Below are 17,046 nucleotides of genomic sequence, written 5' to 3'. Positions count from 1 at the left end.
TACCCGACGATGAACCGCGCCGCACTCCTGCTGCTGGCCGACGGCCGTTTCCCCGCGGGAGGGCACGCCCACTCCGGCGGTGCGGAGGCGGCGGTCCACGCCGGCCGGATCACCGACGCCGCCTCCCTGGAGGCGTTCTGCCGAGGCCGGCTGCACACCACCGGACTGGTCGCCGCCGCGCTCGCCGCGGCGGCGGCGCTCGGCCAGGACTCGCGGGAACTGGACACCGCCGCCGACGCCCGCACCCCGTCACCGGCCCTGCGCGCCGTCGCCCGCCGGACCGGGCGGCAACTGCTGCGGGCCGCCCGGGCGACCTGGCCGGGCCCCGAACTCGACGCGCTGGCCGAGGCGTTCCCCCGCGGCGCACACCAGCCGGTGGTGCTCGGCGTCGTCGCCCGGGCGGCCGGACTGGAACCGCTGGACGCCGCGTACTGCGCCGCGTACGAGAGCGTCGGCGGTCCCGCCACCGCGACGGTCCGGCTGCTGAGCCTGGACCCGTTCGACGCGACCGGGGTGCTGGCACGGCTCGCCCCGGAGACCGACCGGATCGCCTCCCGCGCCGTGCGGGCGGCCCGGGAGGCGCTGACCGAGGGGCCGGACGCCCTGCCGGCCGCCTCCGCCCCGCTGCTGGAGATCGCGGCCGAGGCCCATGCCGCCCGCAGTGGGCGGCTGTTCGCCTCCTGACCGCACCACAGTCCCCCAACGCACTGCCCAATTTGAGGAGTTCGCCGATGCACCTGGAGCATTCGCACGACGGCCGCCAGGGAGCCGTCAGCGCCGACGCGCGCCGTCCGGACGGCAGGCGCCGCGCCCTGCGCGTCGGACTCGGCGGACCGGTCGGCTCCGGCAAGACCGCCACGGTGGCCGCGCTCTGCCGGGAACTGCGGGCCGAACTCTCGCTGGCCGTCGTCACCAACGACATCTACACCCGCGAGGATGCCGACTTCCTGCTGCGCGAGGCGGTGCTGCCGCCGGAGCGGATCTCCGCCGTCGAGACCGGCGCATGCCCGCACACCGCGATCCGCGACGACATCTCCGCCAACCTGGAGGCCGTGGAGGACCTCGAGGACACGGTCGGACCGCTGGACCTGATCCTCGTCGAGTCCGGTGGGGACAACCTGACCGCCACGTTCTCCAAGGGGCTGGTCGACGCGCAGATCTTCGTGATCGACGTGGCGGGCGGCGACGACATCCCGCGCAAGGGCGGCCCCGGGGTGACGACCGCGGACCTGCTCGTCGTCAACAAGACGGACCTCGCGCCGTACGTCGGCGCCGACCTGTCCCGGATGGCCGCCGACGCCAAGGCCCAGCGGGCGGAGCTGCCGGTGGTGTTCCAGTCGCTGCGCGGCGAGCCGGGGGTCGCCGAGGTCGCCGCGTGGGTGAGGGAGCGGCTGGCCGCGTGGCGGTCGTGACCGCGAGCAGGGTCCCGGACGGCACCGCCGGAGTGCGGGCGCACGCGCGGATCCGGGCGGTGCCCGACGGGCGCGGCGGGACCGCGCTGCCGGTGCTCGCCGGCGAGGGACCGCTCGCCCTGCGCCGCACGCGGGGCGCCGTCGGTGAGGCGCGGGTGCGGGTGGTCGGGGCGATGAGCGGGCCGCTGGGCGGCGACCGGTTCCTGCTGGAGACGGACGTCGAGGCCGGGGCGCGGCTGCGGGTCGGCTCCGCGGCGGCCACGATCGCGCTGCCCGGCCAGGGGAAGGAACCGGCGCGGTACGAGACGCGGCTGCGGGTGGCCGCCGGCGCGGAGCTCCGGTGGGAGCCGGAGCCGCTGATCTCCGTGCGGGGGAGCGAACTCGAGGTCCTGACCCGGGTGGAGGTCGCCGAGGGCGGGCGGCTGCTGCTGCGGGAGGAACAGGTGCTGGGGCGGCACGGCGAGCCGCCCGGAGGACTCGGCTCGCGGCTGACGGTGCGGGTGGGCGGGGCCCTGGTGCTCGACCAGCGGGTGGCCTGCGGGGCCGGGGCACCGGGGGGCTGGGACGGGCCCGCGGTGCTCGGCGACCACCGGGCGGTGGGGCAGGTGCTGCTGGTCGACCCGGCCCTCGGCGGTGCGAGGCCGGTGCCGCCGAGGACGTTCGGGACGACGGCCTCCCTCGTCCCGCTCCCCGGCCCCGCCGCCCTGGTCACCGCCGTCGCGCCCGACGCCCTGCGCCTGCGCCGACTCCTCGACGAGGCTCTCCACGCGCTGCGCGCCTCCATCGAGTGACCTCTCCCTCCCGCACGCCGCAGGCCGCACGCCGCCGGAATGCCGCGGTCAGCGTTTGACGCGGCTGCGGACGGCGAGGACGGCCAGGCCGAGCAGGACGGGCTCGACCAGCCGGGACGCCATCTCGGTATAGGTGCCGACGGTGGTGAGGTTCTGGCCGGAGGAGCGGAAGAGCACCGAGTTGATCACCACCCGCAGACTCTTCTCCAGGCGTTCGGTGGTGAGGCGTTCTGCCGCCGGGCCGGTGGGGTTGACCGGGGCGGGGGTGTCGGTGATCAGGACGATCTCCTCCCCGACCGCCGCCTGCCGACCGGTGGCGGTCGGCTTCGGGTCGTGTGCGGGCAACCCCCACAGCATCATCACCGCGACCGTGACCGTCATGGCCGCCCCCAGCCAGGCCAGGGCGCGGGTAGCGCGCAACCCGTACCCGGACAGGGCCCAGTAGAGGCCCAGCAACGCTCGTTCGCCCCGGGACCGGGTGGTGTCGTGGCGGCGCATCTCGCACTCGCCGTAGTAGAAGTCGGCCGCGTCCGGCTCGTTCTTGCCGTCCTCCAGCGACTTGCGCAGTTGCCGGTACAGCGCCGCCACGGCGGCCGGCTTCAGGTCCGGGGCGTCCGGCGGGGGGCTGTTCCAGCCCAGGCTCGGGGCCCGCTCCTGGTGGCGCGCGACGCGTGCCCGCCAGTGGTGTTCCTCGATCAGGGTGTTGCGTCGGCTCCATCTCCACGGGAGGCGCCGGCTCCAGCCGGCGGGAGTGGTGGCGAAGGTGCACCACCCGTCGACCTTCAGCTGGTCGAGGTGGATGGCCCCGGCGAACCGGCAGGTGCTCAGGTCGACGTCGTGCAGCGCCAGGTGGGCGACGTCCGCCCCGCCCACCGATCTCAGGCGCACGCCGGGCTCCAGGTCCGACAGTTCCGTCTCCGGTAACCAGCCGGTGGCCGGTTCGGACCGCCTGAAACGGGTGAGGCCCGCGGCGACGAGCACCGGGTACTCGAAGACCGCGTCCCTCAGATCCAGCTCGGCGTAGCGCAGGCGCAGCGTGGCGGTCGACGCCCACCGGGTGCGCGCACAACTGACCTGGCGGGCGGCCATCTCCAGCGTCACCGGCTGCTGGAGCACCGCCCCGTCCAGCACCACCCGACGACCGCACACCAATGGCCCGAGTCGCGAGGCCGCCTCGAACCGCGCCCTGTCGAACCGGACGTCGCCGGAGAAGCACACGGAGTGGAACCAGGCGCGGCCGGAGAAGGACGCGCCGTCGAAGTACGCGTTGCCGGAGAAGGAGGCGTCACCGAACCAGGCGTTGCCGGAGAAGGTGGCGTCACCGAACCAGGCGTCACCGGCGAAGGACACGCCGTCGAAGCGGGCGTCACGGGCGAAGGACACCTCGACGAATCCGGTCGCACCGGAGACCGAGGACTTGCTGAAGACGGCGTCGCGCGCGAAGGACGCCGCACCGAACCGGGCGTCGCCGGAGAAGGACACTCTTTCGAAGTGGGCGTCGTGCGAGAAGGACGCCTCGTGGAACGAGGCGTCGCCGGAGAACGACGTCCAGTTGAAGAACGCGACGCCGCAGAAGGACACCTCGTGGAACGAGGCTTCGCCGGCGAAGGTCGCCCAGCCGAAGTACGCGACGCCGCAGAAGGAAGCCCCGTCGAACCGGGCGTCGCCGGAGAACGACACCAGGCCGAACTGGGCGACGTCGGAGAAGGACGCTCCGACGAAAGCGGCGTTGCCGACCTGGGTGCGATCGGTGGCGGGGTCGCGCAGGGCGGTGAGCAGCTCGTCGAGGAGTTCAGCGGTGAAGGTGGTGCCACGGTGGTCGATGTCGCTGCCGGGTGAGAGCGTCGCGAGGTAGGCCGCGCGGTCGGCTTCCTCCAGGTGTGCCAGGCAGCCGGTGTGGTCACCGACGCGGACGCCCCGGCAGCCGACCGGCCGGTCCGGGGTCGCGCCGTGTCCGCAGTGCGGCCAGTCCGGTGACGTGCTGGACGAGGATGCGGATGCAGCAGTGGTCATGTCACCAGGACGTCCCGGTGACGCCGGCGGTTTCGCTCCGGGTCGCAGCGGAGTGCCGGACCGGGACCGCCGGCGCCCGCCCCACCGGTGGCGTCACGGCGCCACGGGTGAGGGCGGACGACCGGCCGGGTTCCCGGTGCCTGGGGGTGGACGACCGTCAGCCGCTGGTCAGGACGCGCCCCAGGGCCCTGAGCGCGCCGTGGAGCTGGTCCTCGGTGATGGTCAGCGGGGGAGCGATGCGGATCGTGGAGCCGTGGGTGTCCTTGACGAGGACGCCCTCGGCGAGGAGCCGCTCACCGACCTCCCGCCCCGTGCCGAGCGCGGGATCCACGTCGACCCCCGCCCACAGCCCCCGCGTACGGAAGGCGACCACCCCGCGTCCCACCAGCGGCGCCAGCCCGTCCCGCAGGACGACGCCCAGTTCGGCCGCCCGCCGCTGGTACTCGCCGGTCTTCAGCAGCCCCACCACCGCCGACCCCACCGCCGCGGCCAGCGGATTGCCGCCGAACGTCGAACCGTGGGTGCCCGGGCCCAGCACCTCCAGGACGTCGCGCCGCCCGACCACCGCGGACACCGGCACGATGCCCCCGCCCAGCGCCTTGCCCAGCAGCACCAGGTCGGGCGTGACGCCCTCCAGGTCCACCGCCAGCGTGGACCCCGTGCGCCCCAGCCCGGACTGGATCTCGTCGGCCACGAACAGGCAGCCGGCCCGCCGGGTGATCTCCCGGACGCCCGCCAGGTAGCCGTCGTCGGGGACGATCACCCCGGCCTCGCCCTGCACCGGCTCCAGCAGCACCGCCGCCGTGGTCGCGTCCACGGCCGCCTCGATCGCGGCGAGGTCGTTGTACGGCACGATCCGGAACCCCGGAGCGAAGGGGCCGAAGCCCGCCCGGGCCGTCCCGTCCGTCGAGAAGCCCACGATCGTCGTCGTGCGCCCGTGGAAGTTGTCGGCGGCGACCACGATCGTCGCCCGGTCCTCCGGCACCCCCTTGACCTCGTAGGCCCACTTGCGGGCCACCTTGACCGCGCTCTCCACCGCCTCCGCGCCGGTGTTCATGGGCAGCACCATCTCCTGCCCGGTCAGCGCGGCCAGCCGCTCCGCGAAACCGGCGAGCCGGTCGTTGTGGAAGGCCCGCGAGGTCAGCGTGAGCCGGTCGAGCTGGCGGTGCGCGGCCTCCACCAGGACGGGGTGCCGGTGGCCGAAGTTGAGGGCGGAGTAGCCGGCCAGCAGGTCGAGGTAGCGGCGGCCCTCCACGTCCTCCACCCAGGCGCCCTCCGCCCGCGCCACCACGACCGGCAGGGGATGGTAGTTGGGCGCGAGGACGGACTCCTCGGCACGGATCAGACCCGCGGAGCCGCGGGGCGCCGAGCCGTCCCGGCGCGACGGGCCGGGGTCCTCGGAACGGTCGGAGGGAAGGGTGGGCGCGGTCATGGGCGGACCTCCAGGGTGCAGCACTTGATGCCCCCGCCGGCCTTGCGGAACTCCGACAGGTCGACGGGGACCGGGACATAGCCGCGGTGCGCCAGCTCCTCGGCCAGGGCCACCGCCGCGGGGGCGATGAAGACGTGACGTCCGTCGGAGACGGAGTTCAGACCGAACGCCAGCGCGTCCCCCAGGGTGGCGATCACCGCGTGCGGGAACAGCCGCTCCAGGACCGCGCGGCTCTCGGGCGCGAAGGCGTCCGGGTAGTAGGCGACGTTCTCGTCGTCGAGGGCGAAGAGCGCGGTGTCGAGGTGGTAGAAGAACGGATTCACCAGCCGCAGCCCCACGACCGGGACGCCGAAGTACTCCTCGGCCTCCCGGTGGGCCTGCGGCGTGGTGCGGAACCCGGACCCGGCCAGCACGCGGCCGCCCACCGGCACCAGGTCCCCCTCGCCCTCGCAGACCGTCCGGGCCCGCCGCACCGGGACGCCGGCCTCCTTGAGCCACAGCTCGTAGTGCTCCGACTCCTCCCGCCGCTCGGCCGCGTGGAAGACCGACCCCAGCGCCCGGCCGCCGAGCACCAGCGCCGCGTTGGCCGCGAAGACCATGTCGGGCAGCCCCGCCACCGGCGGGATCGTCTCCACCACGTGCCCGTGGGTCCGGTAGGCGGCGGCCAGCGCCTCCCACTGGCGGTGCGCGCGTGCGGCGTCGACCTCCTCGTCCGGATGCATCCAGGGATTGATCGCGTAGGTCACGTCGAAGTGGCGGGGCTCGCACAGGAGGTAGCGCCGTCGGCGCGGTGCACGTCTCACGGACATGCCCCCACGTTAGGAAGCGGGCAAAGCGCCGACAAGCGACCAAGCGGGGTGTTCCGGAGCGGAATGCGCGGCCCCGCCGGGATCCGCGGTCCGCCGGCGCCCGGCACCCGTCCCCTCATGTCCATTTGTGCGATTACCTCTTACACTCCACCTTCATGCTGCGAGCCCTCGCCGTCGACGACGAACGCCCCTCCCTGGGCGAACTCCTCTACCTGCTGGAGTCCGACCCGCGGATCGGCAGGGCCGAGGGCGCGTCGGACGCCACCGAGGCGCTGCGCCGCATCAACCGCGCCCTGGAGTCCGGCCCGGACGGCCCCGAGGCCATCGACGTGGTCTTCCTCGACATCCAGATGCCCGGCCTCGACGGCTTGGACCTCGCCCGCCTCCTCACCGGCTTCGCCAGCCCGCCCCTGGTCGTCTTCGTCACCGCCCACGAGGACTTCGCGGTGCGCGCCTTCGACCTCAAGGCCGTCGACTACGTCCTCAAGCCGGTCCGCCGGGAACGCCTCGCCGAGGCCGTCCGCCGCGCCCACGAACTGCGGGCCGCCCGCATCCCCGTGCACGAGCCCGAGCCGGACGCCATCACCGTCGACCTCGGCGGCGTCCGGCGCCTGGTGCAGGTCGACGACATCACCCACGTCGAGGCCCAGGGCGACTACGCCCGGCTGCACACCGCCACCGGCAGCCACCTGGTCCGGGTCCCGCTGTCCACCCTCGAGGAGCGCTGGCGGTCCCACGGGTTCGTCCGCATCCACCGCCGCCACCTGGTCGCCCTGCGCCACATCGACGAGCTCCGCCTCGCCGCCGGCTCCGTCAGCGTCCTCGTCGGCGGCGAGGAACTCCAGGTCAGCCGCCGTCACGCCCGCGAACTGCGCGAGCTGCTGATGCGCCGCGGCGCCGCGTAGGAGGCCGCCGCCATGCCCCACGACGCCCCCCGGGCCACCGAGCGCCGCGTCCCCGCCCGCGTGCTGGTCACCGGCCCGCCCCGCCGCCACCGGGGCCCGGCCCACGGCGCCCGCTACCGGCCCCGCACCGAGATCCACGAGCAGACCACCCTCGGCCACACCTACGTCCGCTCCCTGATGCGCGCCCAGCTCCGCACCGCGCTCGCCGTCTTCGCGGTCCTCGCCGCCCTGGTCGTCCCGCTGCCCCTGGTGTTCGCCGCCGCGCCGCACGGCCGCCTCCTGGAGTGGGCCGTGCTCGGCTTCTGCCTCTACCCGCCACTGGTGCTGCTGGCCCGCTGGCACGTGCGGCGCGCCGAACGCCACGAGCGGGACTTCGTGCGGCTCGTCGAGGACCAGGAACGCTGACCGCACGGCACCACGCCGCACCGCACCGCCCCGCCCCGCACCCCGCACCGCGCCGCCCCGCACCCCGCACCGCATCGCCCCGCACCCCATGATCGAGACACCCGGCCCATGAACGAGACCCCCGCCCCATGAACGAGAGCTACGCCGTGGCCGCCGTGGCCCTGGTGGTGGTCGCCACCGCCCTGGTCGGCGCCTTCGGCCTGCGGGTCTCCCGCACCACCTCCGACTTCTACGTCGCCTCCCGCACCGTCGGACCACGCCTCAACGCGGCCGCCATCAGCGGCGAGTACCTCTCCGCCGCCTCCTTCCTCGGCATCGCCGGACTGGTCCTCGTCCAGGGACCCGACATGCTCTGGTACCCGGTCGGCTACAGCGCCGGATACCTGCTCCTGCTGCTCTTCGTCGCCGCCCCGCTGCGCCGCTCCGGCGCCTACACGCTCCCCGACTTCGCCGAGGCGCGGCTCGCCTCCCAGGGCATGCGGCGGCTGTCCGGCGCTTTCGTCGTCGGCATCGGCTGGCTCTACCTGCTGCCCCAGCTGCAGGGCGCCGGGCTCACCCTGAAGGTCCTCACCGGCGCGCCCGGCGCGCTCGGCTCGGTGATCGTCGCGGTGGTGGTGGTCGCCAACGTCGCGGCCGGGGGGATGCGGTCCATCACCTTCGTGCAGGCCTTCCAGTACTGGCTCAAGCTCACCGCCCTGCTGGTCCCCGCCCTGTTCCTGGTCCTCGCCTGGCAGGGCGACGGGGCGCCCACCCGGGCCTTCGACGAACCCGCGGCCTTCCGCGAGCACCGCACCGTCCGGGTCCAGGACACCGTGGAGATCCGCCTCGCCGAACCCCTCACCGTCACCGTGCACGGCCGGGTCGACGGCCGCCCGTACGACGGCGACCGGGTCGGTCTGCCCGCCGGCGTCCACACCGTCGAGGCGGGTGCGCGGCTCGCCTTCCCCGAGGGCGCCGAGGTCCCGGTGGCCCGGGGCGCGGGCAGCGCCGCGCTCTCCGACTCCTCCGGCCCCGACCGGGGGGAACGCCCGCTCTACGCCACCTACGGGCTGATCCTCGCCACCTTCCTCGGCACCATGGGCCTGCCGCACGTCGTGGTCCGCTTCTACACCAGCCCCAACGGGGTGGCCGCCCGCCGTACCACCGTCGCCGTCCTCGGCCTGATCGGCGCCTTCTACCTGCTGCCCCCGGTCTACGGCGCCCTCGCCCGCATGTACGCCCCCGAACTGGTCCTCACCGGCAACACCGACGCGGCGGTCCTGCTGCTCCCGGACCGGATGATCGGCGGCATCGGGGGCGACCTGCTGGGCGCCCTGCTGGCCGGCGGGGCGTTCGCCGCGTTCCTGTCCACCGCCTCCGGACTCACCGTCGCCCTCGCCGGGGTGATCGCCCAGGACGCCCTGCCCACCCGCGGCATCCGACACTTCCGGGTCGCCGCGGTGACCGCCATGGCCGTGCCGCTCGCCGCGAGCGTGCTGGCCGGACGGCTGCCCATCGCCGACGCCGTCGGGCTCGCCTTCGCGGTCTCCGCCTCGTCCTTCTGCCCGCTGCTGGTGCTCGGCATCTGGTGGCGGCGGCTCACCCCGCCCGGCGCCGCCGCCGGCATGCTGGTCGGCGGCGGATCCGCGCTCGCCGCGGTGTCGGTCACCGTCGTCGGCCACGACCCTGTGGACGGCGTCCCCTACGCCTTGCTCGCCTGGCCCGCGCTGTGGTCCGTGCCGCTCGCCTTCCTCACCATGATCCTGGTCTCCCTCGCCACCGCCGGCCGGGTGCCGCCGGACACCGACGCCGTCCTCGCCCGCTTCCACCTCCCCGAGGAGATCGGCGGCGGTCCCGTCCGGAAGGAGAACGCGACATGACCACCCTGGGCGCCTTCCTCGCCGGGGTCTGCGCGGCCGTGCTGCCGCTGCTGGCCGCCGGGTTCTGGTTCGGCCGCCGCACCGCCCGGCCGTCCTATCCGGCGGGGCTCGGCACGCCCGTGGAGCACGCCACCTTCCAGACCCTGCACACCGCCTCGCTGGCCGCCCCGCCGCTGCGCGCCGGGCTCACCGAGGAGACCGCCCGCCGCGCCGCCCGCCGGCTGCGCTCCCTGCTGGGCACCGAGGCCCTCTGCCTCACCGACCGGGAGCGCGTACTGGTGTGGGACGGCGCCGGCTCCCACCACCGGGCCGAGATCATGGAGCGCCTCGCCGGCCCGCTGGAGTCCGGCCGCGGCGAGGCGTTCCGGCTGCGCTGCGAGACCCCCGACTGCTCGCTGCGCTGGGCCGTCGTCACCCCGCTCACCGTGGACGACCGGGTGCACGGCGCGCTGGTCGCCTGCGCCCCGGGGGAGTCGGCGGTGCTGGTCCGCGCGGCGGGGGAGGTGGCCCGCTGGGTGTCCGTCCAGCTCGAGCTCGCCGACCTCGACCGGTCCCGCACCCGGCTGATCGAGGCCGAGATCAGGGCGCTGCGGGCGCAGATCTCCCCCCACTTCGTCTTCAACTCGCTCGCCGTGATCGCCTCCTTCGTCCGCACCGACCCGGAGCGCGCCCGGGAGCTGCTGCTGGAGTTCGCCGACTTCACCCGCTACTCGTTCCGGCGGCACGGCGACTTCACCACCCTCGCCGACGAGCTGCACGCCATCGACCACTACCTGGCACTGGTCCGCGCCCGCTTCGGCGACCGGCTGGCGGTCACCCTGCAGATCGCCCCGGAGGTCCTGCCGGTCACCCTGCCGTTCCTGTGCCTGCAGCCGCTGGTGGAGAACGCCGTCAAGCACGGGCTGGAGGGCCGCGGCGACACGTGCGGCATCGCCATCACCGCCCGGGACGAGGGCGCCGAGGCGGTGGTCGTCATCGAGGACGACGGCGTCGGCATGGACCCCGAGGCGCTGCGGCGGATCCTCGCCGGGGAGGCCGGACCCGGCGGCGGCATCGGCCTGTCCAACGTGGACGACCGGCTCCGGCAGGTCTACGGGGACGACTACGGGCTGGTCATCGAGACGGCCCGGGGCGCCGGGATGAAGGTCACCGTCCGGCTGCCCAAGTACCGGCCCGGGGTGCATCCCGCGGGTCCCGGAACCGGAGGCCTCCGCAGAGGGTGACATCGGGGGCGGGCGGGGCACCATGGGGGTAGCGGACCTGAGGAGGTCGCCATGCCCGTAACACCCGGTTCCCCCGGTTCCAAGATGCCCGGCTCGACCAAGGCCATGGGCGCGCTCGCGGTGGGCGGCCTGGTCGTCGTGTCGGCGTACTCGGTGGCCCTCGGCAGCAACGGCTGGCTGTGGTTCGGCTGGCTCGTGCTCGGGGCCCTGTTCCTGGCCCTGGTGGCGCTGCGCGACACCTGACCGGAGACCGGACCCCGAGCGGAGGAGCGGCGCCGCCGGGCGTCAGCCCTGGCGGGCCGAGCCCGCGCGCAGCGAGGCGAGGTACGCGTTGTACGCCTCGAGCTCCGCGTCGCCGTCCCGGTCCGCCGCGCGGTCCTTGCGGCGGCCCTCCCGCTGCTCGGAGCGGTACCACTGGAACAGCAGGGCGATCAGCACCAGCACCGACGGGATCTCGCTGAACGCCCAGGCGATGCCGCCCGCCGCGTTCAGGTCCTCCATGGCGTCGATGCCGAGCGAGGCCGGCGGGTCGGCGAACGCCCCGATCATCGGGGTGGACGCCATCATCAGCGCGATGCCGAAGAACGCGTGGAACGGCATGCCGGCGAAGAGCTCCAGCATCCGCATCAGGTGCCCCGGACGGTGCGGGCCGGGGTCCACGCCCATGATCGGCCAGAAGAAGACCACGCCGACCGCGAAGAAGTGCACCATCATCGCGACGTGGCCCAGGTACGAGCCCATCAGGAAGTCCACCAGCGGCGTGAAGTACAGCGCGTAGAGGCTGGCGATGAACATCGGGATGGTGAACAGCGGGTGCGTGATCACCCGCATGTACCGGCTGTGCAGCAGCTTCAGCAGCAGCTCGCGCGGGCCCAGGGTGCCGCGGGCGGCGACCGGCAGGGCGCGCAGCGCCAGGGTGACCGGGGCGCCCAGCAGGATCATGATCGGCGAGAGCATGCTGAGCACCATGTGCTGCACCATGTGCACGCTGAACATGACCATGCCGTAGTCGTTCAGCCCGGTGCACATCACCAGCACCACGCTGAGCACGCCGGTGACGAAGGACACCGTCCGGCCGACCGGCCAGCGGTCCCCGCGCCGCGTCATCCGGACCACGCCCCAGCCGTACAGCAGGAGCGCCAGCAGGGAGGCGACGAGGAAGAAGGCGTCCGGGGACCAGGCGAGCCCCCGGGCGAGGGTGAACGGGGGCAGATCCATGGCGCCGTGACCGCTGTGGTCCATCCGCCGGCTCCTGTTTCGTGGGGGTTGTGCAAATCTGTCCGCACCAGACTAGAACCGCCCCCGGCCGTGCCGGCGGCCGGGGGCGGTTCACCTGCGGCCGTCAGGGCGCGCAGGCGTCGGGGGAGGGGTGGGAGCGGGGCGGGACCGGGGTCACACCACGGTGGGGACCTCGGCGTACCGCTCCTCGGGGACCGTCTTCAGCGAGGCCACGGCCTCGGCCAGCGGCACGGTGACGATGTCGGTGCCGCGCAGCGCGGTCATCCTGCCGAACTCGCCGCGGTGGACGGCCTCCACCGCGTGCCAGCCGAAGCGGGTCGCCAGGACCCGGTCGTAGGCGGTGGGCGTGCCACCGCGCTGGACGTGGCCCAGGATCACCGGGCGGGCCTCCTTGCCGAGGCGGTGCTCCAGCTCGACCGCCAGCAGGTTGGCGATGCCGGCGAACCGCTCGTGACCGTAGGCGTCCTTGCCGCCCTCGGCGAAGTCCATGGTGCCCGGAAGCGGCTTGGCGCCCTCGGCCACGACGACTATCGCGAACCGCTTGCCGGCCTCGAACCGCGCGCCGACCCGTTCGGTCAGCTCCTTGATGTCGAAGGGCCGCTCGGGCACCACGATCGCGTGGGCGCCGGCCGCCATGCCCGAGTGCAGGGCGATCCAGCCGGTGTGCCGGCCCATCACCTCGACGATCAGCACCCGCTGGTGCGACTCGGCGGTGGTCTTCAGCCGGTCCAGGGCCTCCGTGGCCACGCCCACGGCGGTGTCGAAGCCGAAGGTGACGTCGGTGACCGCGATGTCGTTGTCGATGGTCTTGGGCACGCCCACGATGGGCAGCCCGTTGTCGGACAGCAGGCGGGCGGCCTTCAGGGTGCCCTCGCCGCCGATCGGGATGACCGCGTCGAGGCCGAGGTCCTTCAGGTGGCCCTTGGCCCGCTCCACGCCGTCCCGCAGGTGCTCGGGGCGGACGCGGGAGGAGCCGAGGATGGTGCCGCCGCGGGCCAGGATGCCGCCGACGGCGTCCAGGTCCAGCTTGAGGTGGTCGCCCTCCAGCAGGCCCTTCCAGCCGTCGCGGAAACCGATCACCTCGTCGCCGTGGGCGTCGACGGCGCGGTGGACGACGGAGCGGATGACGGCGTTGAGGCCGGGGCAGTCGCCGCCGGAGGTGAGCACACCAATGCGCATGGCGCGGAATACCTTCTCGATGGGGGACGGCACCGGACCGCTTCGTCCGGCTTGACGACCGCCACCCTACCGGCGCGAGGGCCCCCTGCCGAACCGGGCGTCCGACAGCCGGACACCCCCGCTCACCTGTGCGGATGCCCTGTCAAACGGGCTCTCCACGGGGGAGTCCGGGGGTGTCCTGGAGGGTGCCGCCGAGGCCGGTCAGGCCGGCTGCGTGGCCGCCGCGATGCGCTCCTGGCGCAGCGCCTCGTACCACCGGTCGTCGACCGGCGGGAGGGCGTTGACGTCGAGGGCGAGCTTCAGCAGGTGGTCCGCGATGTGCGGGTTGCGGGCCAGCACGGGGCCGTGCATGTAGGTGCCGAAGACGGTGTCGTTGTACGCGCCCTCGGTGCCGTCGCCGGTGCCGTTGCCGTTGCCGATGCGCACCCGGGCGAGCGGCTTGGCGTTCGGGCCGACGTGGGTCACGCCCTGGTGGTTCTCGAAGCCGGTCAGCGGGGGCAGGCCGAGCCGCGGGTCGATGTCGCCGAGGACGTCGCCCACGCAGCGGGCGCCCTCGCCGCGCACCGAGACCACGTCGAGCAGGCCGAGGCCCGGCTCGCGCTGGCCGAGGTCGTTGATGAACTCGTGGCCCAGAATCTGGTAGCCGGCGCAGACCGAGAAGACGATCGCGCCGTTGCCGACCGCGCGGTGCAGGCCGCCGTCACGGCGCAGCCGCTCCGCGGCCAGGCGCTGCGGACGGTCCTCGCCGCCGCCGATCAGGTAGATGTCGCCGGAGGTGGGGATGGGCTGGTCGCTGCGGACGTCGATGCGGGCCACGTCCAGGCCGCGCTGGCGGGCCCGGCGCTCGACGACGAGGGCGTTGCCCTGGTCGCCGTAGGTGCTGAGCAGATCCGGGTAGATCCACACCAGCCGGAGTTGGCTGTCACTCATGAGTCGGTCCTCGAACGGTGAGTCGCGGGTCAGTCGCTGGTCGTGGGTCAGTTGCCGACGCGGCGGCGCAGGTCCTGGAAGGCGGTGTAGTTGGCGATGACCTCGATGCGCCCCGGCGGGGCGAGGCGGGCCGCCTCGTCGAGGCTCTCGCACACCTGGAAGTTCTGGTTGGCGACCTCCAGGCGCACCGCCAGGTCCAGCTTCCGGTCGCCGAGCACGAAGATCGGGTGGCCGGTCAGCCGCGAGTAGTCGACGTCCCACAGCCAGGAGGTGTCGGTGCCGTCCGCGCCGCGGGCGTTCACCGAGAGGATCACCGGGGTCGGCGGCGGGTCGATCAGCGAGAACGTCTCCAGCCAGCCCGCCGGGTTCTTGGCGAGCAGCAGACGCAGGTCGCGGCCCTGGAACTGGACGGTGTCGTACCGGCCGGCCACCGCCTGCACGTGGTACATGCGCTCCAGCGCGACCTGCGGCGGCACGCCGAAGACGGCGGCCACGGCGGCGGAGGAGGTGGCGTTGGCGCGGTTGGCGCGGCCCGGGAGCTGGAGGTGGATCGGCCAGGCCGAGCCGTGCGGGTCGAGCACGTGGTCGCCGGAGAGCGCCCAGCTCGGCGTCGGACGGCGGAAGCCGCACTCGCCGCAGAACCAGTCGTCGCCCGGACGCTGCAGCACACCGCCGCAGGACGGGCAGGACCAGGCGTCGTCCTTCCACATCTGGCCGGCCGCGACCCAGATCACGTTCGGGGAGGAGGAGGCGGCCCACACGATCAGCGGGTCGTCGGCGTTGGCGACCACCACGGCCTTGGTGCCGGCCAGGCCCTCGCGCCAGTTCTCCGCGACCATGCGGGTCTCGGCGGCGCGGTCGAGCTGGTCGCGGGAGAGGTTCAGCAGCGCGACGCACTGGGGATCGGTCTCGCGGGCGACGGCGATCAGGTACTTCTCGTCGACCTCGATGACGCCGAAGCGGGCCTCCTCACCGCGCTCGGCCAGGGCCGAGGTGATGCCGGCGGGCATGTTGGCGCCCAGCGCGTTGGAGACCACGGGACCGGCCGCGCGCAGCGCCTCGGCGATCAGGCGGGTCGTGGTCGTCTTGCCGTTGGTCGCCGAGACCAGCGTGATGTCCAGGCCCTGTGCGAGCCGGGCCAGGAGCTCGGGGTCCAGCTTCAGCGCGACCCGGCCGCCGATCACCGAGCCGCTGCCGCGTCCGGCTGCCCGGGAGACGGCCGCGGCGGTCTTGCCCGCCGTCACGGCCAGCTTGGCCCGCGGCGTCAGCGGGTCCGAGGTGCCTGCCATCAGTTCTCGATCCTCCTTGCGTACGCGCCGCGCGTGAGTCCCGGCAGCGTGTGGTGGCTTCAGCCTATCGAGATCCGCTCACCCGGCCGAATATCGGCATCGCACCGTGACCGGCTGCGACGGAGGACGTGGGGGGCGCGCGGAACCGTCATGGCCTGGGGTGACCGTACCCTGACCGGCATGCGACACGGTTCGATCCCCGGCGCCGACGGGCGCGTGAGACCACTCACCCTGCACGGAGACCCCGTGCTGCACAGGCCTTGCGCGGAGGTGACGGAATTCGGGCCGGAGCTCGAACGGCTGGTCGAGGACATGTTCGCCACCATGTACGCGGCGGGCGGGGTGGGGCTCGCGGCGAACCAGGTGGGGGAGGGGCTGCGGGTCTTCGTGTACGACTGCCCGGACGACGAGGACCTCCGCCATCTCGGTCATGTCGTGAATCCCCGGCTGGTGGAGGCCGACGGAGTGACGGTGCGGGGTCCGGAGGGGTGCCTGTCGCTGCCGGGGCTGGAGGCGGGGACGGTGCGGTTCGACCGGGCGGTCGTGCGGGGGCGGTCCGCCGCGGGGGAGCCGGTGGAGGTCGTCGGCACCGGATTCTTCGCGCGGTGCCTGCAGCACGAGTGCGACCACCTCGACGGCCTCGTCTACCCCGACCGCCTCACCGGTTGGCGTCACCGCCGCCTCCTCCGCCAGGCCTCCCGCGCGCCCTGGTCCCGCTGACCCGCACGTGCGGCCGGCCCTCGTCCCTGCTGGCACCCGTGCCGCCGGCCGGCACGGGTGGGCGCAGGCCGGCGCGTAGGCACGCTGTGCCGCGCCGCGGCCGCTCGCGGAGGGGCGGCGCCGCGCAGGGGGAGAGGTCAGAAGGCGGGGCCGTCGGCGCGGTCGCCGGCGTCGGCGAGGCGGCCCCAGAGGAGGTCGGCCAGGCTGCGGACCAGCTCCTCGCGAGGGCACGGCCGCTCCCCGAGCCACCAGTCCCCCGCCGCGTGCATCATGCCCACGATGCCGTGGCCCCAGACCCGCGCGAGCTGCCGCCCGTTCGGCCCCAGGTCCACCCGCTCCTCGATGACCTGCGCCAGGTCCTCGCCCATCCGCCGCAGCAGCGGCGCCGAGTGCCGCCCCACGTCGAACCCGGGCTCGCCGCCGGAGCCGCCGTCCGCCGGGTGCATCAGGAACCGGTACACCTGCGGCCGCGCCTCGATCGCGGCGAGGTAGGTGTCGAGCGTCCGCTCCACCCGCTGCCGCCGCTCGGCCGGCGCGTCCAGCGCGGCCCGCAGGGAGTCCAGCAGGGCATCGGTGTGCCGCTGGGCCAGTGCGGCGTAGAGTCCGCCCTTGTCGCCGAAGTGGCGGTACAGGATCGGCTTGGTGATCCCGGCCTCGGCCGCGATCGCGTTCATGGAGGCGCCCGGGCCGTCGCGGAGCACCACCCGGTCCGCGGCTTCCAGCAGTTCGCGCCGGCGCCGCTCGGTGGACCTCTGCTGGGGGGTCCCCTGCTGCGTCGTCTCCATGGTCGGTGCTCTCCCCACCCGTGCGTTTCCGGTGATGCTTGCGCAAAGTAACACT

At 74.1% G+C, this 17,046-nt stretch carries 17 protein-coding genes; 9 read left to right on the top strand and 8 right to left on the bottom strand.

The genetic code is table 11. The features are described 5' to 3' along the window. Positions 1–9 precede the first annotated feature (9 nt). Genes ACWD3O_RS13425 through ACWD3O_RS13415 form a run of 3 tightly spaced genes read left to right on the top strand, consistent with a single transcriptional unit; the run spans position 10 to position 2,203 of the window. Positions 10–684, top strand: a complete 675-nt coding sequence (locus ACWD3O_RS13425; protein ID WP_451415939.1) for an urease accessory protein UreF — start codon at positions 10–12, stop codon at positions 682–684. 47 nt (positions 685–731) lie between these two features. After that, the gene (gene ureG / locus ACWD3O_RS13420) at positions 732–1,412 is read left to right on the top strand and encodes an urease accessory protein UreG (protein WP_451412728.1); all 681 of its coding nucleotides are present in this window, start codon (positions 732–734) and stop codon (positions 1,410–1,412) included. After that, on the top strand, positions 1,400–2,203 hold the full coding sequence (locus ACWD3O_RS13415) for an urease accessory protein UreD (protein WP_451415938.1): 804 nt from the start codon (positions 1,400–1,402) through the stop codon (positions 2,201–2,203). Before ureG ends, ACWD3O_RS13415 begins: the two co-directional genes overlap by 13 nt. A gap of 48 nt (positions 2,204–2,251) precedes the next feature. On the opposite strand, the gene ACWD3O_RS13410 is transcribed toward ACWD3O_RS13415, so the two are convergent. From ACWD3O_RS13410 to ddaH, 3 genes are all read right to left on the bottom strand, one after another. Then, positions 2,252–4,216, bottom strand: a complete 1,965-nt coding sequence (locus ACWD3O_RS13410; RefSeq protein ID WP_451415937.1) for a pentapeptide repeat-containing protein — start codon at positions 4,214–4,216, stop codon at positions 2,252–2,254. A 157-nt stretch (positions 4,217–4,373) separates the two neighbouring features. Further along, entirely contained in the window at positions 4,374–5,648 is a 1,275-nt protein-coding gene (rocD, locus tag ACWD3O_RS13405; RefSeq protein ID WP_451415936.1) for an ornithine--oxo-acid transaminase, read from the bottom strand. Next, a complete protein-coding gene (ddaH, locus tag ACWD3O_RS13400) occupies positions 5,645–6,457 on the bottom strand; it encodes a dimethylargininase (RefSeq protein ID WP_451412724.1) in 813 nt (270 codons plus the stop codon). The genes rocD and ddaH overlap by 4 nt, the downstream gene beginning before the upstream one ends. A gap of 155 nt (positions 6,458–6,612) precedes the next feature. On the opposite strand from ddaH, the gene ACWD3O_RS13395 reads away from it, so the two are divergent. From ACWD3O_RS13395 to ACWD3O_RS13375, 5 genes are all read left to right on the top strand, one after another. Continuing rightward, positions 6,613–7,362, top strand: coding sequence for a LytR/AlgR family response regulator transcription factor (locus ACWD3O_RS13395; RefSeq protein WP_451412723.1), 750 nt, complete (start codon positions 6,613–6,615; stop codon positions 7,360–7,362). Positions 7,363–7,374: 12 nt separating this feature from the next. Then, a complete protein-coding gene (locus ACWD3O_RS13390; RefSeq protein WP_451412722.1) occupies positions 7,375–7,767 on the top strand; it encodes a hypothetical protein in 393 nt (130 codons plus the stop codon). Between the two features lie 128 nt (positions 7,768–7,895). Then, positions 7,896–9,626: a sodium/solute symporter gene (locus ACWD3O_RS13385; RefSeq protein ID WP_451415935.1), complete on the top strand. Its 1,731-nt coding sequence runs from the start codon at positions 7,896–7,898 to the stop codon at positions 9,624–9,626. A 5-nt stretch (positions 9,627–9,631) separates the two neighbouring features. Next, the gene (locus tag ACWD3O_RS13380; protein WP_451412811.1) at positions 9,632–10,849 is read left to right on the top strand and encodes a sensor histidine kinase; all 1,218 of its coding nucleotides are present in this window, start codon (positions 9,632–9,634) and stop codon (positions 10,847–10,849) included. Positions 10,850–10,900: 51 nt separating this feature from the next. Next, positions 10,901–11,092: a hypothetical protein gene (locus ACWD3O_RS13375; RefSeq protein WP_451412812.1), complete on the top strand. Its 192-nt coding sequence runs from the start codon at positions 10,901–10,903 to the stop codon at positions 11,090–11,092. Between the two features lie 42 nt (positions 11,093–11,134). On the opposite strand, the gene ACWD3O_RS13370 is transcribed toward ACWD3O_RS13375, so the two are convergent. From ACWD3O_RS13370 to ACWD3O_RS13355, 4 genes are all read right to left on the bottom strand, one after another. Next, positions 11,135–12,091, bottom strand: coding sequence for a cytochrome c oxidase assembly protein (locus tag ACWD3O_RS13370; protein WP_451415934.1), 957 nt, complete (start codon positions 12,089–12,091; stop codon positions 11,135–11,137). Positions 12,092–12,241: 150 nt separating this feature from the next. Then, the gene (locus ACWD3O_RS13365; protein ID WP_451412719.1) at positions 12,242–13,267 is read right to left on the bottom strand and encodes a 6-phosphofructokinase; all 1,026 of its coding nucleotides are present in this window, start codon (positions 13,265–13,267) and stop codon (positions 12,242–12,244) included. Positions 13,268–13,468: 201 nt separating this feature from the next. Beyond that, a complete protein-coding gene (locus tag ACWD3O_RS13360; protein ID WP_356134716.1) occupies positions 13,469–14,197 on the bottom strand; it encodes a type 1 glutamine amidotransferase in 729 nt (242 codons plus the stop codon). 47 nt (positions 14,198–14,244) lie between these two features. Continuing rightward, the gene (locus tag ACWD3O_RS13355) at positions 14,245–15,486 is read right to left on the bottom strand and encodes a MurT ligase domain-containing protein (RefSeq protein WP_451412718.1); all 1,242 of its coding nucleotides are present in this window, start codon (positions 15,484–15,486) and stop codon (positions 14,245–14,247) included. Positions 15,487–15,666: 180 nt separating this feature from the next. Between ACWD3O_RS13355 and def the strand changes: the two genes are divergently transcribed. Beyond that, positions 15,667–16,206: a peptide deformylase gene (gene def / locus ACWD3O_RS13350; protein ID WP_451415933.1), complete on the top strand. Its 540-nt coding sequence runs from the start codon at positions 15,667–15,669 to the stop codon at positions 16,204–16,206. 137 nt (positions 16,207–16,343) lie between these two features. Here def and ACWD3O_RS13345 read toward each other — a convergent pair whose 3' ends face one another. Continuing rightward, positions 16,344–16,991 carry a TetR family transcriptional regulator gene (locus ACWD3O_RS13345; RefSeq protein ID WP_356134722.1) on the bottom strand — a complete coding sequence of 216 codons (648 nt, stop codon included), beginning with the start codon at positions 16,989–16,991 and terminating at the stop codon, positions 16,344–16,346. Positions 16,992–17,046 lie beyond the last annotated feature (55 nt).

Source organism: Streptomyces sp. NPDC002640, from assembly GCF_053592575.1.
This window is presented reverse-complemented; position numbering and strand designations above follow the sequence as displayed.

What these genes read in the sequence shown, in the direction of transcription:
- ACWD3O_RS13360 (WP_356134716.1), bottom strand. Translation starts at nt 14,197, where the DNA reads ATGAGTGACAGCCAACTCCGGCTGGTGTGGATCTACCCGGATCTGCTC.
- ddaH (WP_451412724.1), bottom strand. Translation starts at nt 6,457, where the DNA reads ATGTCCGTGAGACGTGCACCGCGCCGACGGCGCTACCTCCTGTGCGAG.
- ACWD3O_RS13390 (WP_451412722.1), top strand. Translation starts at nt 7,375, where the DNA reads ATGCCCCACGACGCCCCCCGGGCCACCGAGCGCCGCGTCCCCGCCCGC.
- ACWD3O_RS13410 (WP_451415937.1), bottom strand. Translation starts at nt 4,216, where the DNA reads ATGACCACTGCTGCATCCGCATCCTCGTCCAGCACGTCACCGGACTGG.
- ACWD3O_RS13345 (WP_356134722.1), bottom strand. Translation starts at nt 16,991, where the DNA reads ATGGAGACGACGCAGCAGGGGACCCCCCAGCAGAGGTCCACCGAGCGG.
- ureG (WP_451412728.1), top strand. Translation starts at nt 732, where the DNA reads ATGCACCTGGAGCATTCGCACGACGGCCGCCAGGGAGCCGTCAGCGCC.
- ACWD3O_RS13385 (WP_451415935.1), top strand. Translation starts at nt 7,896, where the DNA reads ATGAACGAGAGCTACGCCGTGGCCGCCGTGGCCCTGGTGGTGGTCGCC.
- ACWD3O_RS13355 (WP_451412718.1), bottom strand. Translation starts at nt 15,486, where the DNA reads ATGGCAGGCACCTCGGACCCGCTGACGCCGCGGGCCAAGCTGGCCGTG.
- ACWD3O_RS13365 (WP_451412719.1), bottom strand. Translation starts at nt 13,267, where the DNA reads ATGCGCATTGGTGTGCTCACCTCCGGCGGCGACTGCCCCGGCCTCAAC.
- rocD (WP_451415936.1), bottom strand. Translation starts at nt 5,648, where the DNA reads ATGACCGCGCCCACCCTTCCCTCCGACCGTTCCGAGGACCCCGGCCCG.
- ACWD3O_RS13375 (WP_451412812.1), top strand. Translation starts at nt 10,901, where the DNA reads ATGCCCGTAACACCCGGTTCCCCCGGTTCCAAGATGCCCGGCTCGACC.
- ACWD3O_RS13425 (WP_451415939.1), top strand. Translation starts at nt 10, where the DNA reads ATGAACCGCGCCGCACTCCTGCTGCTGGCCGACGGCCGTTTCCCCGCG.
- def (WP_451415933.1), top strand. Translation starts at nt 15,667, where the DNA reads ATGCGACACGGTTCGATCCCCGGCGCCGACGGGCGCGTGAGACCACTC.
- ACWD3O_RS13395 (WP_451412723.1), top strand. Translation starts at nt 6,613, where the DNA reads ATGCTGCGAGCCCTCGCCGTCGACGACGAACGCCCCTCCCTGGGCGAA.
- ACWD3O_RS13370 (WP_451415934.1), bottom strand. Translation starts at nt 12,091, where the DNA reads ATGGACCACAGCGGTCACGGCGCCATGGATCTGCCCCCGTTCACCCTC.